Annotated in this window: 13 protein-coding genes and 2 tRNA genes; 13 read left to right on the forward strand and 2 right to left on the reverse strand. The window is 65.2% G+C overall.

Features of this window, described 5'->3' with window-relative positions:
• Nucleotides 1-323: 323 nt before the first annotated feature.
• From dnaA to MICSW_RS00035, 7 genes are all read left to right on the forward strand, one after another.
• On the forward strand, nt 324-1619 hold the full coding sequence (gene dnaA, locus MICSW_RS00005) for a chromosomal replication initiator protein DnaA (RefSeq protein ID WP_464498437.1): 1296 nt from the start codon (nt 324-326) through the stop codon (nt 1617-1619).
• Nucleotides 1620-2070: 451 nt separating this feature from the next.
• A complete protein-coding gene (dnaN, locus tag MICSW_RS00010; RefSeq protein WP_292729783.1) occupies nt 2071-3222 on the forward strand; it encodes a DNA polymerase III subunit beta in 1152 nt (383 codons plus the stop codon).
• A 46-nt stretch (nt 3223-3268) separates the two neighbouring features.
• A complete protein-coding gene (gene recF, locus MICSW_RS00015) occupies nt 3269-4465 on the forward strand; it encodes a DNA replication/repair protein RecF (RefSeq protein ID WP_464496427.1) in 1197 nt (398 codons plus the stop codon).
• Nucleotides 4462-4959, forward strand: coding sequence for a DciA family protein (locus MICSW_RS00020; protein ID WP_464496428.1), 498 nt, complete (start codon nt 4462-4464; stop codon nt 4957-4959). Before recF ends, MICSW_RS00020 begins: the two co-directional genes overlap by 4 nt.
• 121 nt (nt 4960-5080) lie before the next feature.
• Nucleotides 5081-7120 (forward strand): DNA topoisomerase (ATP-hydrolyzing) subunit B, encoded by a 2040-nt coding sequence (gyrB, locus tag MICSW_RS00025; RefSeq protein WP_464496429.1) that lies wholly within the window; start codon nt 5081-5083, stop codon nt 7118-7120.
• 38 nt (nt 7121-7158) lie between these two features.
• Entirely contained in the window at nt 7159-9726 is a 2568-nt protein-coding gene (gene gyrA / locus MICSW_RS00030) for a DNA gyrase subunit A (RefSeq protein WP_464496430.1), read from the forward strand.
• Nucleotides 9723-10124, forward strand: coding sequence for a DUF3566 domain-containing protein (locus MICSW_RS00035; RefSeq protein WP_228179215.1), 402 nt, complete (start codon nt 9723-9725; stop codon nt 10122-10124). Before gyrA ends, MICSW_RS00035 begins: the two co-directional genes overlap by 4 nt.
• Before the next feature lie 40 nt (nt 10125-10164).
• Here the strand turns inward: MICSW_RS00035 and MICSW_RS00040 are convergent, their stop codons facing one another.
• On the reverse strand, nt 10165-10878 hold the full coding sequence (locus tag MICSW_RS00040) for a VIT1/CCC1 transporter family protein (RefSeq protein ID WP_228179216.1): 714 nt from the start codon (nt 10876-10878) through the stop codon (nt 10165-10167).
• Between the two features lie 182 nt (nt 10879-11060).
• Here MICSW_RS00040 and MICSW_RS00045 point away from each other — a divergent pair.
• From MICSW_RS00045 to MICSW_RS00060, 4 genes are all read left to right on the forward strand, one after another.
• Nucleotides 11061-11134: transfer RNA gene (locus MICSW_RS00045), tRNA-Ile, on the forward strand.
• Between the two features lie 10 nt (nt 11135-11144).
• A tRNA-Ala gene (locus MICSW_RS00050) sits at nt 11145-11217 on the forward strand.
• 109 nt (nt 11218-11326) lie between these two features.
• Complete coding sequence (locus MICSW_RS00055) at nt 11327-12682, forward strand: NtaA/DmoA family FMN-dependent monooxygenase (RefSeq protein ID WP_292730100.1); 1356 nt, start codon at nt 11327-11329, stop codon at nt 12680-12682.
• Between the two features lie 4 nt (nt 12683-12686).
• Nucleotides 12687-13124, forward strand: coding sequence for an NUDIX hydrolase (locus MICSW_RS00060; protein ID WP_228179218.1), 438 nt, complete (start codon nt 12687-12689; stop codon nt 13122-13124).
• Nucleotides 13125-13187: 63 nt separating this feature from the next.
• Here MICSW_RS00060 and MICSW_RS00065 read toward each other — a convergent pair whose 3' ends face one another.
• Nucleotides 13188-13772, reverse strand: a complete 585-nt coding sequence (locus MICSW_RS00065; RefSeq protein WP_292730096.1) for a DNA helicase — start codon at nt 13770-13772, stop codon at nt 13188-13190.
• Nucleotides 13773-13866: 94 nt separating this feature from the next.
• Between MICSW_RS00065 and MICSW_RS00070 the strand changes: the two genes are divergently transcribed.
• Both MICSW_RS00070 and MICSW_RS00075 read left to right on the forward strand, forming a co-directional pair.
• The gene (locus tag MICSW_RS00070) at nt 13867-14439 is read left to right on the forward strand and encodes a peptidylprolyl isomerase (RefSeq protein WP_228179220.1); all 573 of its coding nucleotides are present in this window, start codon (nt 13867-13869) and stop codon (nt 14437-14439) included.
• Between the two features lie 19 nt (nt 14440-14458).
• Nucleotides 14459-15322: a rhomboid family intramembrane serine protease gene (locus MICSW_RS00075; RefSeq protein WP_228179221.1), complete on the forward strand. Its 864-nt coding sequence runs from the start codon at nt 14459-14461 to the stop codon at nt 15320-15322.
• The last annotated feature ends 69 nt before the right edge of the window (nt 15323-15391 follow it).

Genomic DNA, 15391 nt, shown 5'->3' on the forward strand with positions numbered 1-15391 from the left:
TCGCGAAGCTCCCGAACTCAAACCGACCGGAGGGGAAGGAACATTATCCCCAGCGTCATCCACCATCTGGAGACGACACGCGCGTCGCGTCTACAGTTGATTTTGCGCTGACGGATGCCGCTGACTACCGTTGCTCCGAAAGTTATCCACAGCCGGGGACGGGCTCGCCGCACCGATGCCGCTAATGCCTGAGGGGGGCCATGGTGACCCAGGAGATTCCCGATGTTCCGGTTTGGACTGCCGCACTGGAGATCATGCGCGGGGACGATCGCATCACTCCGCAGCTCGAAGGATTCCTCAATCTCGCGGTGGCGCAGGGCGTCATGGGTGGAACCCTCTACCTCGATGTTCCCAATGAGCTGACCGCAGCGCAGATCAATAAGAGGATGCGCGCGCCGATTCTCGAGGCACTGGCTCACGCTGAGGATGGCAGTGGTGAGAGCGTGTCGGCTTTCCGTGTGGTCGTGAACCCTGACCTGGCCGAGTCTCACCTGACAGCGGTCATGCCGCTGGCAGCCCCGCCCGCGGCATCCGTTCACCGCGCTGCCGAGGAACCCGTCGAGTCGACGAACACCTCGTCGCGAACCGACACGCGCTTGAACCCGAAGTACACCTTCGACAACTTCGTCATCGGCCAGTCCAACCGGTTCGCTCATGCAGCCGCGGTAGCCGTCGCTGAGGCGCCGGCCAAGGCCTACAACCCGCTCTTCATCTACGGCGATTCCGGACTCGGCAAGACCCACCTCTTGCACGCGATCGGCGATTACGCGATCAGCCTCTATGCCGGGATCAAGGTTCGATACGTCTCCAGCGAAGAGTTCACGAACGACTTCATCAACTCGATCGCCAACAACCGGGGCGCCGCGTTCCAGGCTCGATACCGGGATGTCGACATCCTCCTCATCGACGACATCCAGTTCTTGCAGGGCCGCGCAGAGACCCAGGAAGCCTTCTTCCACACCTTCAACCAGCTCCATGACCACGACAAGCAGGTCGTGATCACGAGCGACGTGCCCCCGAAGCACCTGACCGGGTTCGAAGATCGGATGCGGAGTCGGTTCGAGTGGGGCCTCATCACCGATGTCCAAGCACCCGACCTCGAAACGCGCATCGCGATCCTGCGTAAGAAGGCGCAGAGTGAGCGACTCCACATTCCCGACGACGTCCTGGAGTACATCGCCACCGCGGTCTCATCGAACATCCGCGAACTCGAGGGCGCACTCATCCGGGTCTCGGCTTTCGCGAGCTTGAACCGCTCGAGCCTCGACATCTCGCTGGCCCAGACCGTGCTGCGCGACATCATCGATCAGGATGACGCCAACGTCATCTCACCGACCGACATCATCGCGGCCACCGCTACGTACTTCAAGCTTTCGGTCGACGACCTTTACGGGTCCAGCCGCTCGCAGGCAGTCGCCACCGCCCGTCAGATCGCCATGTATCTGTGCCGAGAGCGGACGAGCCTCTCGCTGCCGAAGATCGGGCAGCTCTTCGGGAACCGCGATCACACGACGGTGATGTACGCCTACAAAAAGATCAGCGACCTCATGAAGGAACGTCGCTCCATCTACAACCAGGTGTCTGAGATCACCGCTCAGCTGGGCCGCAACGGCCGCTGAGCCGACTCGCTTGCGACCAATCCGGGGCTCATAGGAAGCTCATGGATTCTCACTTGACACGACGCGGGTGGTGGCACAAAAATACGCGTTCCCCACAGTGTGGATAACTTGTGGATAAGTGTGGAAGCTGCACGCTCAGTTGTGAATGAAGCTGCGCGCGCTTGTGGAACGAGAGCTTCCGTCGCGAACGACGACGCGTCGCTTCACGCAACTCATCCGCAGTCCCTCCACAAATGACACGAATGTGGTTTCGGCTCGGCACAAGGGATCGCGCGATTCATCCACAGTTCCCACAGCTGTTAACACCATGACAAAGAACTTCTTGAGATGAATCCGGTTCGATGACCTTCGGTGCGACGCTGCCGTCAGGGCGAGCCCCCGCGGATCTCTTGAAGTCACAAGACATGTGGGCACTAGCATGGGAGAGCCCAACCGGATCGAGGGAGCGCACGTGAGGTTCGAAGTCAACCGCGATGTGTTCAGCGAGGCTGTGTCGTTCGTCGTCAAGCTGCTGCCACAACGCAATCCGCAGCCGATCCTGGCGGGCATCCTCATCGAGGCAAGCGCAGACGGCCTGTCGTTGTCGGCGTTCGACTACGAAGCATCGGCACGAACCCTCATCGAGGCAACGGTCGATGACCCGGGGACGATTCTCGTCCACGGTCGATTGCTGTCCGAGATCGCGAACCGGTTGCCCAACGCTCCGGTCACTGTTCGCGTTGACGACGACGGCGGGATCCTGCTGACCTGCGGTTCGGCGACCTTCACGCTCGCATCCATGCCGGTTGCCGAGTACCCTGCGATTCCCGAAGTCACGGGCGAGTCGGGTCTCGTCCCCGCCGAAGATTTCGCCACCGCGATCGCGCAGGTAGCCTTCGCGGCATCCCGCGACGATGTCACGCCGGTGCTGACCGGTGTTCAGCTCGAAGTCTCCGGCAACCGTCTGAGCCTCGTCGCCACCGACCGCTACCGGGTCGCCCTGCGGGAGATTCCCTGGGATCCGGCAGGTGGAGCATCCGAAGAGGGTGCGACAGCTCTCGTTCCCGCCCGCACTTTGACCGAGGTCGGCAAGACCTTCGCGCACTCGGGGCAGATCTCGATCGCGTTCTCGGGGAGCGGCGACCGCGAGATCATCGCGTTCACGGCGGGCAACAAGACAGTCACGTCTCTGCTGATCAAGGGCAACTTCCCTCCGGTCCGCCGGCTGTTCCCCGAGCAGACCGAACACCACGCAGTCGTCAGCACCTCGGAGTTCGCCGAAGCGGTGCGCCGTGTGTCGCTGGTGCTTGACCGGTCAGCGCCGCTGCGGTTCACGTTCACCGCAGAGGGCGTGTCGATGGATGCCGCCGGCACCGAACAGGCCCGGGCTACCGAATCCGTCGATGCGACGCTGAGCGGTGACGATGTCACGCTGGGCTTGAACCCGCAGTACCTGCTCGAGGCTCTCGGCGCGGTTCGCAGCGAGTTCGCACGGGTGACCTTCACCTCGAGCGATAACGCCAACAAGCTGAGCCCCGTGCTGATTACCGCCCAGACCTCGGTCGACCGTTCGGGCGAGGATTCCTTCAAGTACCTGCTGCAGCCCAACCTGCTGCTGCGCTGATCGCCGACGCGGGTTGCGCGTCGCCGGTGGCGGATAGCCTGTACCGATGATTGTCGAGCGGCTGAGTCTCACCGACTTCCGCAACTACGCTCGTGCCGAGCTTGAGCTCTCCACCGGACCGACGGTTCTGGTCGGAAGCAACGGTCAGGGCAAGACCAATCTCGCTGAAGCTGTCGGATATCTCGCGACGGCCGGTTCCCACCGCGTGTCATCTGACGCACCGCTGGTGCGCGACGGTTCGGACTTCGCCATCGTTCGGGCAACCCTCGCGCACGGGGAACGGCGGTTGAACGTCGACGTCCAGATCAACCGCCAGGGCTCCAACCGTGCGCAGGTGAACGGAACCGGCATCCGCACCGGAGAGCTCGGACGTTACGCGCATGTCGTCCTGTTCGCGCCGGAAGACCTGCAGATCGTCCGCGGTGATCCGGGCGCGCGGCGCCGCTTCGCCGACCAGCTTCTGGTGCAGCGATACCCGCGACTGTCGGCGACACTCGCCGACTACGACCGCGTTCTCAAGCAGCGCGGGGCGCTGCTGAAATCGGCCCGCGCCAGGCGCCTGGACGCTGAAGCCCTCCCGACCCTGGATGTGTGGGATGACAAGCTCGTCGCGCTCGGGGTCGAGATCATCCGCGCCCGCGAGGCGCTGGTCAGGGATCTTGCAGGACCGATCGCGGATGCCTACGCGTCGATCGCCGGGGCAGATCACACCCCCGATGCGCGCTGGGTACTCTCCGTCGACGGCGCCGATCCCGATGACGATGAGCGCACCGTCGGTGTCACCGAGACCGGCGACCTGTTCGAGCGGTTCCGCGCTGCGCTCCGAGACAAGCGTGCGTCGGAACTGGAGCGCGGCGTCAACCTCGTGGGTCCGCACCGGGACGATCTGTTGCTCTCGCTTCGCGGTCTGCCGGCGCGCGGATACGCCTCGCACGGTGAATCGTGGTCGCTGGCCCTGGCGCTGCGGATCGCGTCCGCTCACCTGCTCCGAGCCGAGTCGCAGCTGGGTGACCCGATCGTCATCCTCGACGACGTCTTCGCCGAACTCGACGCGGGCCGCCGGGCAAGACTCGCCGACATCGTCGGCGCGTTCGAGCAGGTGATCGTGACCGCTGCGGTGGAGCAGGATGTCCCGGCTGCGCTTCGCGTCGGCACAGTCCGCGTCGAGGCCGGCACCCTGAGTGGAGCCGGAACAGCGGATGTCACCGGGGCGGGCAGCCCGGCGGAGGGGGGTTCGTCATGACCGCCGATACGGATCAGGCATCGTCGGTGCCCGAAACCATCGCCACCTATCTGCGTCTTCGAGGGCTTGCCCCGACGGCGCGTGTCGCCCGGCGCCGGCGGCGTCGAACGGATGACGACAACGAGCCGTTCACCCCGGGTCGCGATCCGAAGGGTGTTGCCGACATCCTCACCGACCTCACCAGGGAGGCGGGATGGGACGCCCAGTTGGCCCGGGAAGATGTGGTTCTCACCTGGAACGAGGTGGCCGGGGCCGAGACGGCGCGTCACACGCGCCCCGTGGGATTCGTCGACGGGATCCTCACGGTCCAGGCCGATTCGACGGCGTGGGCCCGGCAGTTGCAGAACATGCGTTCGCAGATCCTCACCGAGATCGTCCGGAGGTTCCCGGACGCAGGTGTCGACAGCGTCCGCTTCATCGGGCCGGACGTCCCCTCCTGGAAATGGGGGCCGAGAGCCGTTCCAGGACGCGGTCCGCGCGATACCTACGGCTGACCCACCTCCCGGGACGTCACGGCGAATTTCATCGCGCCACAGGCCCGTAGAGGGCTGAATGCGGGCCTGGACTTGATAGACTGGCCGACAGTCCTATCGTCGATGTGGAGCGCCTCTCACCATGCCCTCAGAAGTCCCTGAAAGCGTTCCCGAAGATCCCCAGCTCGCAAACGCCGGCAAGGTCCAGAACGAATACGGGGCTGACGCGATCCAGGTGCTCGAGGGTCTGGAGGCGGTGCGCAAGCGCCCCGGCATGTACATCGGTTCGACCGGTGAGCGAGGCCTGCACCACCTGGTCTACGAGATCGTCGACAACTCCGTCGACGAGGCCCTCGCCGGCTACTGCGACACCATCACCGTCACGATCCTCGAGGACGGCGCCGTGCGGGTGGTCGACAACGGCCGCGGAATCCCCGTCGACATGCACCGAACCGAGGGGAAGTCCACCGTCGAGGTCGTCCTGACGGTGCTCCACGCGGGTGGCAAGTTCGGTGGCGGCGGGTATGCGGTCTCGGGCGGTCTGCACGGCGTCGGTTCCTCCGTCGTGAACGCGTTGTCGACGAGGCTCGAGGTCGAGGTCAAGCGCCAGGGATTCGTCTGGCGCCAGTCCTTCCGCGAGGGCGGCACGCCCCTGGCACCGCTCGAGAAGGGCGAGCCGAGCGATGAGACCGGAACGACCATCACGTTCTGGCCGGATGCCGGGATCTTCGATACCGTCCACTTCGACTACGACACGCTCCGCACCCGGTTCCAGCAGATGGCCTTCCTCAACAAGGGACTGCGCATCACCTTGCGGGACGAGCGTCCCGAGTCGGCCTACGTCGTCGACGACCAGTCGGGAAGCACCAGTGCCACCCAGCCGCACGACGACTTCCTCTATGAGCGCGGGCTCGTCGACTATGTGGAATACCTCAACAAGGTGCGAAAGACCGAGGTCGTCAACGACGAGATCATCGAGGTCGAATCCGAAGACACCGAGCGCCACATCTCGCTCGAGCTGGCGATGCAGTGGACCACGAGCTACACCGAGAACGTGTTCACATTCGCGAACACGATCAACACCCACGAGGGCGGAACCCACGAAGAGGGATTCCGAGCCGCTCTGACGACCCTCGTGAACAGGTACGCCAGGGCCCAGGGCATGCTCAAGGAGAAGGACGACAACCTCACGGGTGAAGACATCCGCGAGGGACTCACCGCCGTCATCTCCGTGAAGCTCTCGGAGCCTCAGTTCGAGGGCCAGACCAAGACGAAGCTCGGCAACACCGAAGCGAAGGCCTTCGTGCAGAAGGTGGTCGGCGACCAGTTGACGGACTGGTTGGACCGCAATCCTGCGCAGGCCAAGAACGTCATCCGCAAGGCCATCGATGCCGCGACCGCACGACTGGCGGCCCGCAAGGCCCGTGAGACCGCACGCCGCAAGAGCGTCTTCGAGTCGGCGGCGATGCCCGACAAGCTCAAGGACTGCGTCTCCAAGGACCCCTCGATCAGTGAGATCTTCCTCGTGGAGGGTGACTCCGCCGGTGGGTCGGCGGTCGGCGGTCGCGATCCGCACACGCAGGCGATCCTCGCCCTTCGCGGCAAGATCCTCAACGTCGAACGGGCGCGTCTTGACCGGGCCCTCGGGAACAAGGAAGTGCAGGCCATGATCTCGGCCTTCGGCACGGGGATCGGCGAGGACTTCGACATCGCGAAGGCGCGGTACCACAAGATCGTGCTGATGACGGATGCCGACGTCGACGGCCAGCACATCACGACGCTGCTGCTGACCCTGCTGTTCCGCTACATGCGCGGTCTCGTCGAAGCCGGCTACGTCTATCTCGCGCAGCCGCCTCTCTACCGGATCAAGTGGTCCAACTCCCCCCACGAGTACGTGTACTCGGACCGCGAGCGCGATGCCCTTCTGACCGAGGGTGCCGCCGCGGGCAAGCGGATCCCGAAGGACAACGCGATCCAGCGCTACAAGGGTCTCGGTGAGATGAACGCCGAGGAGCTGTGGGAGACCACGATGGATCCACAGACCCGAACGCTGCGGCAGGTCACGATCGACGATGCCGCCGCCGCCGATGAGATCTTCTCGATCCTCATGGGCGAGGACGTGGAGTCTCGCCGAGGGTTCATCCAGCGAAACGCGAAAGACGTCCGCTTCCTGGACATCTGAGCACGCGAGCACATCGAAACGACGAAGTAGAGACAGACATGGCAGACGAACAACGTCCCGAGCCGGTGCACAACCACGGTCGAATCGATCAGGTCGACCTGCAGCTGGAGATGCAGCGGTCCTACCTCGACTACGCGATGAGCGTCATCGTCGGCCGCGCCCTCCCCGATGTGCGCGACGGCCTGAAGCCCGTGCACCGCCGCGTGATCTACGGCATGTACGACGGCGGATACCGCCCCGACAAGTCCTTCTCGAAGTGCTCGCGCGTCGTCGGCGAGGTCATGGGTCAGTATCACCCGCACGGTGACTCCGCGATCTACGACACCCTCGTCCGCCTCGTTCAACCGTGGGCGCTGCGTTATCCGCTCGCGCTCGGCCAGGGCAACTTCGGGACGCCGGGCAACCAGGGGGCTGCGGCACCTCGATACACCGAGACCAAGATGGCGCCGCTCGCTCTCGAAATGGTGCGCGACATCGAGGAAGAGACCGTCGACTTCCAGCCCAACTACGACGGGCAGACGCAGGAGCCGGTCGTCCTGCCGGCCCGGTTCCCGAACCTGTTGGTCAACGGTTCAGTGGGTATCGCCGTCGGGATGGCGACGAACATCCCACCGCACAACCTGCGCGAGGTCTCGGCCGGTGCGCTGTGGGCGCTCGAGCACCCCGAGGCCACCCGCGAGGAGCTCCTCGAAGCTCTCATGGAGCGCATCCCCGGGCCCGACTTCCCGACATCCGCGCAGATACTCGGTACCAAGGGGATCAAGGATGCCTATCGCACCGGCCGCGGATCGATCACGATGCGGGCCGTGGTCAACGTCGAGGAGATCCAGGGACGCACGTGCCTGGTGATCACCGAGCTGCCGTACCAGGTCAACCCCGACAACGTCGCGGTAAAGATCGGTGACCTCGCGCGCGAGGGCAAGATCACGGGTATCGCCGATATCCGCGACGAGACATCGGGCCGCACCGGTCAGCGCCTGGTCATCGTGCTCAAGCGCGACGCGGTCGCCAAGGTCGTGCTCAACAACCTCTACAAGCACACGCAACTGCAAGAGAACTTCGGCGCGAACATGCTGGCCATCGTCGACGGTGTGCCGCGCACGCTGCCGCTTGACGGCTTCATCAGCTACTGGATCGAGCACCAGGTCGACGTCATCGTCCGGCGCACCCGGTATCGGCTGCGCAAGGCCGAAGAGCGGATGCACATCCTGCGTGGGTATCTCAAGGCGCTCGATGCGCTCGACGAGGTCATCGCCCTCATCCGTCGCTCGGCGACGGTGGAGGATGCGCGCGAGGGTCTGAAGGACCTGCTCGAGATCGACGACATCCAGGCCGATGCGATCCTGCAGATGCAGTTGCGCCGCCTCGCTGCCCTCGAACGGCAGAAGATCATCGACGAAGCCACCGAGCTCGAGGCCCAGATCCTGGACTTCCAGGCGATCCTGGCCGACCCCACGCGGCAGCGTTCCATCATCCGCGACGAACTCACCGCGATCGTCGATCGATTCGGCGACGACCGCCGCACCGAGATCCTTCCCGGCTACGACGGCGACATGTCGGTGGAAGACCTGATCCCCGAAGAAGAGATGGTCATCACCGTCACCCGCGCGGGGTACATCAAACGCACGCGCAGCGACAACTATCGCTCGCAGCACCGTGGCGGCAAGGGCGTCAAGGGCGCGCAACTGCGGGCCGACGACGTGGTCGAGCACTTCTTCGTCACGACGACCCATCACTGGCTGTTGTTCTTCACCAACAAGGGCCGCGTCTACCGTGCGAAGGCGTACGAGCTTCCCGAGGCCGGTCGCGATGCGAAGGGCCAGCACGTGGCGAACTTCCTCGCGCTCCAGCCCGAGGAGGAGATCGCCCAGATCCTCGACATCCGCGACTACCAGGCGGCGCCCTACCTGGTGCTTGCCACCCGCAGTGGGCTGGTGAAGAAGACGCGCCTGACCGAGTACGACACGAACCGTCAGGGCGGCGTGATCGCCATCAAGCTGCGTGGCGGCGAGGGTGACGATGCCGGCGACGAACTGACCTCCGCGATGCTCGTGAATGAGGACGACGACATCCTGCTGATCAGCCGTGAGGGTATGTCGCTGCGGTTCACCGCGACGGATGCTGCGCTTCGACCCATGGGACGGGCGACCGAGGGCGTCAAGGGAATGTCGTTCCGCGGCGACGATTGCCTGCTGTCGGCATCCGTGGTTCGTGACGAGGGATACGTGTTCGTCGTCACCGAAGGCGGCTACGCCAAGCGCACGGATGTGGCCCAGTATCGGGAGCAGGGCCGCGGTGGCCTGGGCATCAAAGTCGCGAAGCTGACTGAGGATCGAGGGGTTCTCGCGGGCGGCTTGATCGTCTCGGAGGACGACGAGGTCTTGGTGGTTCTTGCCAGCGGCAAGGTGGTACGCTCTGCCGTGGCCGAGGTCCCCGCCAAGGGTCGCGACACCATGGGTGTCGTCTTCGCCCGCCCCGATGACGAGGATCGCATCATCGCGGTCGCGCGTAACGGAGAGCGGGTTGTGGCAGAAGTCGCCGCGGCCACGGATGCGTCGGATGACGCCGCCTCCCCCCAGATCGTTGAAGGAAGTCCCGACGCATGACGACGGTTGCCGACAAACTCGCCAAGAAATCCAGCAAGACCACGACGAAGCAGGTGCGCCTGCGGCTCGTTTACCTTGACTTCTGGTCGGCCGTGAAGCTGTCGTTCCTCGCGGCTGTCGCGATCGCCATCGCGACCGTCGTGTTTTTCGTCCTGATCTTCCTGATCCTGGAGAGCACGGGCCTCATCTCGCAGGCTGACGAGTTCATCGGCAGCGTGACCGGCGAAGCCTTCTCCATGTCGGCAATCTTGTCGCTCCCGCAGGTTCTGGCGTTCTCGGCGATCGTCGCGATCCTGAACCTCGTGGTCGTGACCGTTATGGGCGCCGTTGTTGCCGGCATCTACAACCTCGCGGTGAAGGTCACCGGCGGACTCCTCGTCGGCTTCACCTCGAACTGACGCGCCAGCCGTTCACGCATCGGCTCGGCGAACGCCGGCGCTAAACGACGGTGGTGCCGAGCAGGGTACCGATCGCGTAGGTTGCCGCTAGCGCCAGCGCGCCACCGATAACCAGGCGCAAGACAGCGCGTCCCTGCGACGCGCCGCCCAGGCGCGCGGAGATAGAACCGGTGACCGCCAGCGCGATGAGCACTGCCACGACGGTGACCGGCACCCGCCACTCCGGCGGGGGGAGCAGAATCGCGAGCAGCGGCAGAAGCGCTCCGAACGTGAACGCCACAGCCGACGAGAACGCGGCTTGCCACGGGCTGACGAGGTCGTCCTGATCGATGTGCAGTTCCACCTCGAGGTGAGCCGCGAGGGCGTCGTGGGCCGTGAGCTCCTTCGCGACCTGCACCGCGGTGTCGCGACTGAGACCCCGCTCCTGGTAAAGCTGCGTCAACTCTTCCAGCTCTTCCGCCGGCATCTCGGCCAGTTCGCGGCGCTCTTTCGCGATGAGTGCGCGTTCGCTGTCGCGCTGACTGCTCACCGACACGTACTCGCCGAGCGCCATCGAGATAGCGCCGCCGACGAGGCCGGCCACACCTGCGAGCAGGAGCGCCGGAGTGTCGGTCGTCGCGCCCGCGACACCGACAACGAGTGAGGCAACGGAGACGATGCCATCATTGGCACCGAGAACACCGGCTCGCAGCCAGTTGAGCTTCTGGCTCACGCCGGTGGCGTGCGGCTCGTGGGCGTGTGTTGCGTCTGTCACGCCGCTCAGTCAACAACTCCACCATGGCGGTGCGCAATGAAGGATCGGCTAAGCGAACTCCGACGGCGGACCGGGAGGGGCCGCGCGGAGCGCTCGCTGCGATCCAGCGCCCGGATTCGTGGAAACCGCGCCCCGTCGGGTAAAGTCTTGGAGGTTGACGGTGCGATGCGCCGACAGCGCACGGGGCTATAGCTCAGGCGGTTAGAGCGCTTCACTGATAATGAAGAGGTCCCAGGTTCAAGTCCTGGTAGCCCCACGCAAGCCCCGGGGCCTTAGCTCAGTTGGTAGAGCGCCTGCTTTGCAAGCAGGATGTCAGGAGTTCGAATCTCCTAGGCTCCACAGTTTTCCTCCGGAGGTTCCCTGCCTCTCGCAACGTCACGCGCGCGTAACAGCCGCCGCGTAGCGTTGCGACACCGCGGCACGTGCGTGCGCGGCGAAAGGAGTGAACGTGTCGGCACTGCGGTTCGGGGTATTCGAGGTGTACGGCCCCCAGGTGGGTGGCACGCTCAGTTGGCCGCATCCGATCAGCGACTCGATCGACTTCGCCGACCCGGAGCGCTGGGTGCGCCTTGCGAAGGTCATGGATGCCACCGGTTTCGACTTCCTCTTCTTCGCCGACGGCTATGGCTATCCGATCGTCGGGGATGACATCAGTGCCGACGCCGTTGCGCAGGGCATCAACTTCTCGGGGTACGACCCCGCAACGCTACTCCCGGTGCTCATGCGCGAGACGTCCGACCTCGGATTCGTCGTCACCGCGACCACCGGCATCGACCACCCCGTCCAGCTCGCCCGCCGCTTCTCAACCCTGGACGTGATCTCGGGTGGACGGATCGGCTGGAACATCGTCACGGGCGCCTCGCAGAACGCTGTTGCCGAACTCTTCGGCCATGACGGGATGGTCGCGCACGACACCCGCTACGCGATGGCCGAAGAGTACGTCTCGCTGGCGCGGCGCTACTGGGAGGATGCCTGGAGTGACGACGCGCTCATAGCCGACCGCGAGTCCGGCGTCTACGCGCAACGGTCCGGCATCCATCGGGTGGTCTACGAGGGTGACCACTACCGCTCCCGCGGCTACTATGGCGCGCCCCCTACGCCGCAGCGCACGCCCCTGCTCTTCCAGGCCGGCACGTCTCCGGCCGGTCGGGCCTTCGCCGCGCGGCACGCCGAGTGTGTGTTCGTCCAGGCGACGACACCGAGCCACACCGCAGCGGCGGTGGCCGATCTGCACCGACGTGCCGGCGACGAAGGGCGCACGACACCGCTCGTGACGATGGCGGGGCTGACCGCGATCGTTGCCGAGACCTCTGCCGAGGCGAGGGAGCTTGCCGACGAATTCGACAGGATGCAGACCGACGATGTTGTGGCGACTCTCTACGCGGGCAACACCGGCATCGATCTGCGAACCCTCGATCCCGACCAGACTCTCCACCAGGTGCTCGACGCCGGCGGACCGATCGGACAGATGGGCACCAGCAACATCGAGCGATTCCTCGGCAGCGCGGAGCGACCCGCTCCGACGGTGCGGGAGATTCTCGACGAGCTGCGCGGCCGCGGCACGCGGGGCTTCCGTCTGGTCGGAGACCCGACCGAGGTGGCTGACGGGGTCGAGGAACTTGCGGCCCGCACGGGACTCGACGGGTTCCTGATCGAGCCCGTCTTCGGAACCCGGGATGTCGAGGCGTTCGGTGACCTCGTTCTTCCGATTCTGCGCGAGCGCGGACGGCTTTCGCCGCGGCGATCGGATGCGACGTTCCGGTCCCGCATGCGGGGGATGCTGCCGGCAGCTCCCGTATCGTAAGTCCATGGATCTGCGGGTCGCGGCTTACTCGATCGTCATAGACGACGACAGGCGCATGCTGCTCGCGCACTGGAACGAAGGCGGTGCCTCCGGCTGGACCCTTCCTGGCGGCGGCCTCGAACCCGGCGAAAGTCCGGATGCTGCGGCACGCCGCGAAGCCCGCGAAGAGACCGGCTACCGCGTTGCGCTCGACGAACTTCTCGGCATCCACTCGCGCGTGATCCCCGCCCGCCGCCGACTCGTGGCCGGGTCGGATCTGCCGCTGCAGGCACTGCGCATCGTCTACCGCGCCCACGTCACCGGCGGCGAGCTGCGCAACGAAACCGATGGCACAACGGATCGAGCCGAGTGGTTCCCGCTGTCGGAGGTGCGGCGACTGAAGCGCGTCAGCCTCGTCAACATCGGCCTGCGGATGGCGGGACTGGAGTCCTTCGCGCGCTGAAGGCTTCAGCGCAAACGACTGCGGCGCCCGGAAACCGGGCGCCGCAGCACTGGCTGATCTGAATCAGGCGTCGGGAGCGCGCAGCGGGTCGTCGGCAACCCACAGCTCGTCGTCTGCCCGCAGGGTCTGCCAGGCGGCGTAAAGCACACCGGCTGCGGCGATGACACCGAGGATGATGGCGAACACGCCACCGGCACCGATCCCCTGCTTCTGGGGCTCGAGTCCCGAGAGCTTCTTGGACAGCTTCTTCGAGACATCCTTGCCGTACTTGTCGGCGAGCTTGGCGTACTTCTTGGCGTCGGGCGCAGACAGTCCACGGCCCGCAGCGAGTCTCGCGCGAGTCTCGTTTGCGGCGTCCCATGCCGAGAGGGCCGAACCGACGACGGCTCCCGTCGCAGGGATCGCTCGGTTGGTCAGGAACGACTTGGACGATGCGAGTCCGCGCTGGACATACGGCTGCGCGTACTTGCCGTAGGCCTCCTGAACCTGAGGTACGACCTGCTCGCGGCCGTAGTTGCCCAGCTGCCGACCGGCTTCCCGGGCGATGTCAGCGGCTTCGCCGACGAGCACCTGCTGCGACTCCCAAATGTCGTTCGCGTGCTTCTGGAGCTTGCGGAGTTCCTTCTTGCGCTTGCGGCTGAGGCTCACGGGGCCCTCCCTGTCGTGTCGACGTGGTCTTCCCATCTTGCCATGTGTGCCGCAGACGGGAAGTGTTCACGGCGAACTCTGAAAGAATGGCGTCATGCCTCAGCACACCGCGGTCGCCACGATCCACACCAACCACGGCGACATCGTCGTCAACCTGTTCGGGGACCAGGCCCCGCGCACCGTCCAGAACTTCGTCGGGCTCTCTGACGGAAGCCGTGAGTGGACGCACCCGGCCACCGGTAAGCCGGGCGAGGGCGCGCTGTACACGGACGTCATCTTCCACCGCATCATCGAAGGCTTCATGATTCAGGGCGGTGACCCGCTGGGCGTCGGCACAGGCGGACCGGGATACAACTTCAACGACGAGATCAGCCCCGAACTCACCTTCACCGAGCCCTACAAGCTCGCAATGGCCAACGCGGGCCTCCGCCGCAACGCGATCACCGGCCAGCCCGAGGGCACGAACGGTTCCCAGTTCTTCATCACGGTCCCCGGCCAGGGTGGCCGAGGACCCGAGTGGCTGCAGGGCAAGCACACGATCTTCGGTGAGGTCGCGGATGACGACTCCCGCCGTGTCGTCGACGCGATCAGCGCCGTTGCCACCGGCCCGGGCGATCGTCCGATCGAGCCCGTCGTGATCTCGTCGATCGACATCGCTTCGGTCTGACCGGAGGGCGGCGTCCGCCGTGACGACTTCCGACGAGTTCCGCAGCAACCGCGATAACTTCTGCTACCGGCATCCGGACCGGCAGAGCTTTGTGCTGTGCCAGCGCTGCATGCGCACGATCTGCCCGGAGTGTCAAACCCCGGCAGCAGTCGGGGTCATCTGCCCGGAGTGCCTGCGTGAGCAGCGTGCGACGCAGACCACTGCCCAGAAGAAGGCCGAGCGACGCTGGTCTCGGGCTCCGATGACTGTCGGAACCCAGCGACCGACGGCGACCTACGTCATCATCGCGATCACGGCGGCGGTCTTCGTTCTTCAGCTTTTCATCCCCGCGCTCGAGGGCATCTTCGCCTTCAACAGCGCCTTTGTGATCCCATCGATCGCATTCGAGCCGTGGCGGTTGCTCACGGCTGTCTTCTTGCACTCGAGCTTCTTCCACATCGGACTGAACATGCTCGCGCTGTGGATGATCGGCAGATCGCTGGAGCCGCTTCTCGGTCACGCGCGATTTGTCGCGCTGTACCTGCTTTCGGGACTCGGCGGATCCGTGGGCGTCGCGTTGATTGCGCCCGGCATCTGGGTAGTCGGAGCCTCGGGCGCCGTCTTCGGTCTCCTTGGCGCGCTGTTGGTGATCGGTCGTCACATCGGGGCGAACATCACCGGCATCCTGATCGTGCTCGGCATCAACCTCGTGATCGGGTTCGTCCCGGGGTACAACATCGCGTGGCAGGCGCACATTGGCGGCCTTGTCGTCGGAGCACTCATCGGGCTCGTGTTCGCCCGAACCCGCACGCGGGCTCGCCAGCCGCTGCAGATCGGACTTCTCATCGCTATCGGCGTCGGCTTGTTGGCGCTGCTGGCGATCCCCGCCGTGTTCTACGTGTGATTCATCCACAGATTCATCCACACCTGGGGATGAATCACAGCGGTGTAATTCGGTGGGTACCGATCCGCG

The organism is Microbacterium sp. SW12, from assembly GCF_055391095.1.

Bases quoted from the DNA above. Each gene is read 5' to 3' on its own strand.
- gyrB (WP_464496429.1), top strand. From the start codon at position 5,081: ATGCCCTCAGAAGTCCCTGAAAGCGTTCCCGAAGATCCCCAGCTCGCA.
- MICSW_RS00070 (WP_228179220.1), top strand. From the start codon at position 13,867: ATGCCTCAGCACACCGCGGTCGCCACGATCCACACCAACCACGGCGAC.
- MICSW_RS00020 (WP_464496428.1), top strand. From the start codon at position 4,462: ATGACCGCCGATACGGATCAGGCATCGTCGGTGCCCGAAACCATCGCC.
- dnaA (WP_464498437.1), top strand. From the start codon at position 324: ATGGGTGGAACCCTCTACCTCGATGTTCCCAATGAGCTGACCGCAGCG.
- MICSW_RS00035 (WP_228179215.1), top strand. From the start codon at position 9,723: ATGACGACGGTTGCCGACAAACTCGCCAAGAAATCCAGCAAGACCACG.
- gyrA (WP_464496430.1), top strand. From the start codon at position 7,159: ATGGCAGACGAACAACGTCCCGAGCCGGTGCACAACCACGGTCGAATC.
- MICSW_RS00060 (WP_228179218.1), top strand. From the start codon at position 12,687: ATGGATCTGCGGGTCGCGGCTTACTCGATCGTCATAGACGACGACAGG.
- recF (WP_464496427.1), top strand. From the start codon at position 3,269: ATGATTGTCGAGCGGCTGAGTCTCACCGACTTCCGCAACTACGCTCGT.